The organism is Amycolatopsis sp. NPDC051071, from assembly GCF_040682875.1.
Classification (GTDB): Bacteria; Actinomycetota; Actinomycetes; order Mycobacteriales; family Pseudonocardiaceae; genus Amycolatopsis.
Map to the genome: position 1 here is coordinate 1 of NZ_JBFBBY010000279.1, position 5,980 is coordinate 5,980.

Sequence of the window (5,980 nt, forward strand, 5' to 3'; positions counted from 1 at the left end):
AAGAGAGCAAGGGACCTTTGCTATCACTTTCTTAAAGAGAGTGATAGCAAAGGTCCCTTGCTCCCTTGAAAGCCTCTGACCAGCGAAAGGGCCACACGGAGACTTCCCGGACGGCCCTTTTCGCGGTATACGAGCCTCAGGCCTTGCCGACCTTCCGCAGCTCGTGCGGCAGCGCGAAAGCGATCTTCTCGTTCGCCGTGGTGACCTCGTCGACGTTGCCCCAGCCACGCTCGGCCAGCCACGCCAGCAGGTCCATGACCAGTACCTCCGGCACCGAAGCACCGCTAGTGACGCCGACGGTCTCGACGCCTTCGAGCCACGCTTCGTCGACCTCGTGCGCGAAGTCGACCAGGTGCGAAGCGCGCGCCCCCGCCTTCAGCGCGACCTCGACCAGCCGCTTCGAGTTGGACGAGTTCGTCGAGCCGACCACCAGCACCAGGTCGCACTCGGCGGCCATGGCCTTGACCGCGACCTGGCGGTTCGTGGTGGCGTAGCAGATGTCGTCGCTGGGCGGGTCGGCCAAGCCGGGGAACTTGTCCCGCAGCTGATCGACACGCTCCATGGTCTCGTCAACCGAAAGTGTGGTCTGCGAAAGCCAGATGACCTTCGAGGGGTCGCGGATCTCGACCTTGTCGACATCTTCGGCGGTGTCGACGAGCTGCACCTTGTCGGGAGCTTCACCGGCGGTGCCTTCGACCTCTTCGTGGCCTTCGTGACCGATCAGCAGGATGTCGTAGTCGTCCTTCGCGAACCGGTTGACTTCCTTGTGCACCTTCGTCACGAGGGGGCAGGTCGCGTCGATGGTCCGCAGATTGCGCTCGGCCGCCTCGGCGTGCACCGCGGGCGAGACGCCGTGCGCGGAGAACACCACCAGCTCGCCTTCGGGCACCTCGGAGGTCTCGTCGACGAAGATCACGCCGCGGTCGCGCAGTGTCTCCACGACGTGCCGGTTGTGCACGATCTCCTTGCGCACGTACACCGGTGCGCCGTAGAGCTCGAGTGCCTTTTCGACGGCGATGACGGCGCGGTCGACACCCGCGCAGTAACCGCGAGGCTTGGCGAGAAGGACACGTTTGCCACCTGCCGGCACACCGGACTCGGTGATCGTCGGACTGCCGGCGGGCGTGATTCCGGGACTCGCAGAACTCATGACCCCAGGGTACGGGCTGCCTCGGGGGCTCCTCGCACTCACGTTCGGGTGACCTGCGAACCCCTCTAAAGTATGTGCGTGGAGTCACGTCCCGTGAGCCGACCCACCCGTTCGGTTGGGCAGGATGGACGAGATACGGCAGGCTAGACGTATGAAGCCTCTCCCGCTCCCCCTCCGGGTCGCCGCGGGCCTCGCCGTCACCACCGCCGAGCGGGTTCGCGAACTTCCCAAGCAGCTCACCGGACTCCCGGTCACGGTGGTCAGCCAGGTGCTCCAGTTCTCCATGCGTGTCCAGCAGCACGTCACAGAACTGGCCATCAAGGGTGACGACGCGCTCGCCGGCCTGCGCCCCGTCGAGGACACCCCCGGCTGGGCCACTTTCGACGAGGACCTCCCGCCGGACCTCGGTGAACGCCGTTACGAACGCGACTCGTGCGTCATCCCGCTGCGGGAGGACACCGAGGTCCCCGCGCAGCGCGGCGAGACGAACGGCCACGCGCACGACCTGTCCGAGCTCGAACAGCTCACCGAAGACCCGTGGGCCGAGGAAGAGCGCGCGCTCGCCGAGGACCACGCCGATGGCGAGTTCGACAGCGTGCGTGCGCCCGTCGACTCCGGTCCCGCCGGGCTGGCCGACTACGACACGCTCACCCTCCCGCAGCTGCGGGCCCGTCTGCGCCGGTTCGACCTGACGCAACTGGAAGAGCTGCTGACCTACGAACGGGCGAACGCCGACCGCCCGTCGTTCGTCGGCATGCTCGCCCGCCGGATCGGCAACGTGAAGAAGGCGGAAACAGACGGCGACAGCGCGGAAGGCCAGTGAGCGCCGAGCCCGCTTCCGCTCCGGCGGCCCCGTCCACCACCGCCGAGAACCCGTGGCCGGTCCGCACGGTCGCCCGCAAGGTCGGCGAGTGGATCAACCGGCTCGGCGTGGTCTGGGTGGAGGGTCAGGTCACGCAGATCTCGGCCCGCCAAGGGACCAGCACCGCGTTCCTGACGCTGCGTGACCCGTCGGCGGACGTCTCGATGTCGGTGACCTGCCCGATGGGCCTGCTCCGCACGATCGAACCGCCACTGCGCGAGGGCGCGAGCGTCGTGGTGCACGCGAAGCCGACGTTCTTCATGAACCGCGGGTCGTTCAGCCTGCGTGCCAACGAGATCCGCGCGGTCGGCATCGGCGAACTGTTGGCGAGGATCGAGCGGCTGCGACGGCTGCTGGCCGCCGAGGGCCTGTTCGCTCCCGAGCGGAAACGCAAGATCCCGTTCCTGCCCAAGGGAATCGGCCTGATCACCGGCCGCGCGTCGGCCGCCGAACGCGACGTGCTGGTGAACGCGCAGGCCCGCTGGCCGCATGTCGCGTTCAAGGTGATCAACACCGCCGTGCAGGGTTCGCTCGCCGTCCCGCAAATCCTTCACGCACTGTCCAAACTGGACCGTGACCCGGACGTCGACGTCATCGTGATCGCACGCGGCGGTGGCAGCGTGGAAGATCTGCTGCCGTTCTCCGACGAGGCGCTGTGCCGTGCGGTGTCCGCTGCCGGTACCCCGGTGGTCAGCGCCATCGGGCACGAGCCGGACACCCCGCTGCTCGACCACGTCGCCGACCTCCGCTGCTCGACGCCGACCGACGCCAGCAAGCGGATCGTGCCCGACGTCCGCGAGGAGACCCAGCGGGTCCACCAAATGCGCGACCGCGGCCGCCGCGCCCTGCACGGCTGGGTGGACACGCAGGTCAGGCTGCTGACCCAGCTGCGCAGCCGTCCCGTGCTCGCCGACCCGCTCGGCCCGATCCAGCGGCGCTCCGACGACGTGGAGATCCACCGCGAACGCGGGCGCCGCGCGATGCTCACCCTGCTGGCCAAGGACCAGGCGGAGATCGCCAGCGCTCGAGCGCGGCTGACCGCGCTCGGCCCGGCGGCGACCCTCGAACGCGGCTACTCGGTGGTGCAGTACACCGACGCCGAAGGCAACCTCCAGGTACTCCGGTCCGTCTCCCAAGTCGCGGACGGCGCGAACCTGCGCGTCCGCGTGGTCGACGGCGCGTTCGGCGCCGTCGTCTCGGGAGAGGCGGAGAAGTAGGTGACGGTGACCTTCCTGCCTTTGACCGTCGACGCCGCCCAGCGCGCCGCCGCGCCGAACGTGCTGCACAACGCGCTGCTGACCGACCGCGCCGCCACCGAATGCTGGACTGTCCTGCTGGCGGGATGCGAGTTCGGCGTCAACCGGGGTCTCGACGCCCAGCTGCGGAAACTGTCCGAGGCGACGGCCGAGCACGTCGGCACCCGATGGTGGTTCGCGGACGGCTCCGCGCACCGCAAACGGGTGGCGCGGGCGCAGGAGAACCTCGTCGCGGCGATCGCGGAGGGTGACGGCCAGGAGTTCGCTCTCGCCTTCGTGGGTTACGACAACGCCATGGCCGGCGCGGTAGTCTGCGCGGGTATCGGCAAGCACCGACGTCCGGTAAAAGGAAGCACAGCGTGAGCGAGACCGCCGAACTCGGCTACGAACAGGCCCGCGACAAGCTCGTCGAGGTCGTCCGCGAGCTCGAAGCGGGCGGGCTTTCCCTGGAGCAGTCGCTCGCTCTCTGGGAAAAGGGCGAGCAGCTGGCCAAGGTCTGCGAACACCATCTCGAAGGCGCCCGCGAGCGGATCGAGGCCGCGCTGTCCTCCGTTGAGGACGAGAGCAGCAACGGTCAGTGACGTTCACCATGCTCCTGAGCGACCGAACAGCCGCGGGTATCTGAGAGACTGGGACCCCGCCGAGTTCCTGACCCGGGAGGCCTCATGCCCACCCCCACCCCGTCCGCCAGCTCTTCTCGACGCCGTGAAGCGCCCGATCGCAACCTCGCGATGGAACTGGTCCGTGTGACCGAGGCCGCCGCGATGGCCGCGGGCCGCTGGGTGGGGCGCGGGGACAAGATCGGCGGTGACGGCGCCGCCGTCGACGCGATGCGCCAGCTGGTCTCGACCGTCTCGATGCGTGGTGTCGTCGTCATCGGCGAAGGCGAGAAGGACGAAGCCCCGATGCTGTTCAACGGGGAAGAGGTCGGCAACGGCGACGGGCCGGACTGTGACGTCGCGGTCGACCCGGTCGACGGGACGACCCTGATGGCCAAGGGCATGCCGAACGCGCTGGCCGTGCTCGCGGTCGCCGAACGTGGTGCGATGTTCGACCCGTCCGCGGTGTTCTACATGGAGAAGCTCGCCGTCGGCCCGGACGCCGCGGGCAAGGTCGATCTGGCCGCCCCGGTCGCGGAGAACATCCGCCGGGTCGCGAAGGCCAAGAACTCCAGCGTCTCCGACGTCACCGTGTGCATCCTCGACAGGCCGCGTCACGAGCAGCTGATCAAGGAGGTCCGCGAGGCGGGCGCCCGGATCCGGTTCATCTCCGACGGCGACGTCGCCGGCGCGATCGCGGCGGCCAGGCCGAGCACCGGCGTCGACATGCTGCTCGGTATCGGCGGCACCCCCGAAGGCATCATCGCGGCCTGCGCGATGAAGTGTCTCGGCGGCGAACTGCAGGGCCGCCTGTGGCCGAAGGACGACGCGGAGCGCGAGAAGGCGCTGGCCGCGGGCCACGACCTCGACCGCGTGCTCGGCAACGACGACCTTGTCCGCGGCGACAACGTGTTCTTCTGCGCCACCGGCGTCACCGACGGCGACCTGCTGCGCGGCGTGCACTACCGCGCGGGTGGCGCGACGACCCAGTCGATCGTGATGCGGTCGAAGTCCGGCACCGTCCGGATGATCGACGGCTACCACCGGCTGACCAAACTCCGCTCGTACTCGTCCATCAACTTCGACGGCCACCTCGACGATTCACTGGAAGACGACGTAGTTCCCCCGCTCCCCTAAGGAGAATCCGTGCTGAAGCGCGTACTCGTGGTCCTGCTGGCGGCGATGGCCTTGACGCCGGTCGGGCAGGCCACGGGTGCGGGCGACCTCATCGGCGGCAGAGAGGCCGACGAGGCGTATCCGTTCGTCGTGTCGTTGCATTCGGCCTCCGGTAAGGCTTTCTGCGCCGGTTCGCTGATCGCGGCGGACTGGCTGGTGACGGCGGGACATTGCGTCGACGGCAAGAAGCCGGCGAACCTGAGCGCGCGGATCGGCAGCAACGACAACACCCAGGGCGGCGAAATCGCGAACCTCGCCGAGATCGTCGTCAACCCGGCCTACAACCCGGTGCCCGATCACGCGGGCGGCGATCTCGCGCTGGTGCGGCTGGCCGCTCCGGTGAAGACGGCCCCGATCACGATCGGCGCCGTCGTGGCTCCCGGGACCCCGACGCGGATGCTCGGCTGGGGCCAGACGTGCCCCACTTCGGGCTGCGACAAGGGCACCGCGAAACTTCAGCAACTGGACACGCGGATCGTCGAAGGTGTGCGCTGCACGGCGAAGTTCGACGGCGCCGTCGAGTTGTGTACTGACAACCCCGGCGGGAATTCGGGTTCGTGCTACGGCGATTCCGGCGGACCGGAGATCGCCAAGGTGGACGAAAAGTGGGTGCTGCTGGGCACGATCAGCCGTCCGGGTAACGCCGACCCGGTCTGCGCGACGTCGCCTTCGATCGCTACTTCCGTGGTGGCTTACGCGCAGTGGATCGCGGAGAAGATCACGCCTGCGGCTGCGCCCGCTCCGCCGTCTACGCCCGCTCCGCCTGCGTGACGTCCGCTCCGCCTGCCTGAGAGAGCCTCGAAGTGTCATGAGGGGTCCCCATAGGACAAAAAGTGTCCTATGGGGTCGGCGGATTCATGCGGTCGTCGCAACATGCTCTATTTAGGACAGTAGCAGGTTGAGTTTTTCTTGGGGTGTAAGCCAGTCCAGTGTTTTG

Annotated in this window: 7 protein-coding genes; 6 read left to right on the plus strand and 1 reads right to left on the minus strand. The window is 68.3% G+C overall.

Annotation, left to right across the window (positions count from 1 at the left end):
* Positions 1-136: 136 nt before the first annotated feature.
* A complete protein-coding gene (locus AB0M65_RS39845) occupies positions 137-1,150 on the minus strand; it encodes a 4-hydroxy-3-methylbut-2-enyl diphosphate reductase (RefSeq protein ID WP_364040498.1) in 1,014 nt (337 codons plus the stop codon).
* Positions 1,151-1,301: 151 nt separating this feature from the next.
* Between AB0M65_RS39845 and AB0M65_RS39850 the strand changes: the two genes are divergently transcribed.
* The 6 genes from AB0M65_RS39850 to AB0M65_RS39875 all read left to right on the plus strand — a co-directional run bounded on the left by AB0M65_RS39850 (position 1,302) and on the right by AB0M65_RS39875 (position 5,814).
* Positions 1,302-1,973, plus strand: coding sequence for a lipid droplet-associated protein (locus AB0M65_RS39850; RefSeq protein ID WP_364040501.1), 672 nt, complete (start codon positions 1,302-1,304; stop codon positions 1,971-1,973).
* Positions 1,970-3,229, plus strand: a complete 1,260-nt coding sequence (xseA, locus tag AB0M65_RS39855) for an exodeoxyribonuclease VII large subunit (RefSeq protein ID WP_364040504.1) — start codon at positions 1,970-1,972, stop codon at positions 3,227-3,229. The genes AB0M65_RS39850 and xseA overlap by 4 nt, the downstream gene beginning before the upstream one ends.
* Positions 3,230-3,631 (plus strand): hypothetical protein, encoded by a 402-nt coding sequence (locus AB0M65_RS39860; protein ID WP_364040507.1) that lies wholly within the window; start codon positions 3,230-3,232, stop codon positions 3,629-3,631.
* Positions 3,628-3,849 carry an exodeoxyribonuclease VII small subunit gene (locus AB0M65_RS39865; RefSeq protein ID WP_364040510.1) on the plus strand — a complete coding sequence of 74 codons (222 nt, stop codon included), beginning with the start codon at positions 3,628-3,630 and terminating at the stop codon, positions 3,847-3,849. The genes AB0M65_RS39860 and AB0M65_RS39865 overlap by 4 nt, the downstream gene beginning before the upstream one ends.
* Positions 3,850-3,933: 84 nt before the next feature.
* Positions 3,934-5,004, plus strand: coding sequence for a class II fructose-bisphosphatase (gene glpX / locus AB0M65_RS39870; protein ID WP_364040513.1), 1,071 nt, complete (start codon positions 3,934-3,936; stop codon positions 5,002-5,004).
* Between the two features lie 9 nt (positions 5,005-5,013).
* Complete coding sequence (locus tag AB0M65_RS39875; RefSeq protein ID WP_364040516.1) at positions 5,014-5,814, plus strand: serine protease; 801 nt, start codon at positions 5,014-5,016, stop codon at positions 5,812-5,814.
* Positions 5,815-5,980: the final 166 nt, after the last annotated feature.

What these genes read in the sequence shown, in the direction of transcription:
- glpX (WP_364040513.1), top strand. Translation starts at nt 3,934, where the DNA reads ATGCCCACCCCCACCCCGTCCGCCAGCTCTTCTCGACGCCGTGAAGCG.
- AB0M65_RS39850 (WP_364040501.1), top strand. Translation starts at nt 1,302, where the DNA reads ATGAAGCCTCTCCCGCTCCCCCTCCGGGTCGCCGCGGGCCTCGCCGTC.
- AB0M65_RS39845 (WP_364040498.1), bottom strand. Translation starts at nt 1,150, where the DNA reads ATGAGTTCTGCGAGTCCCGGAATCACGCCCGCCGGCAGTCCGACGATC.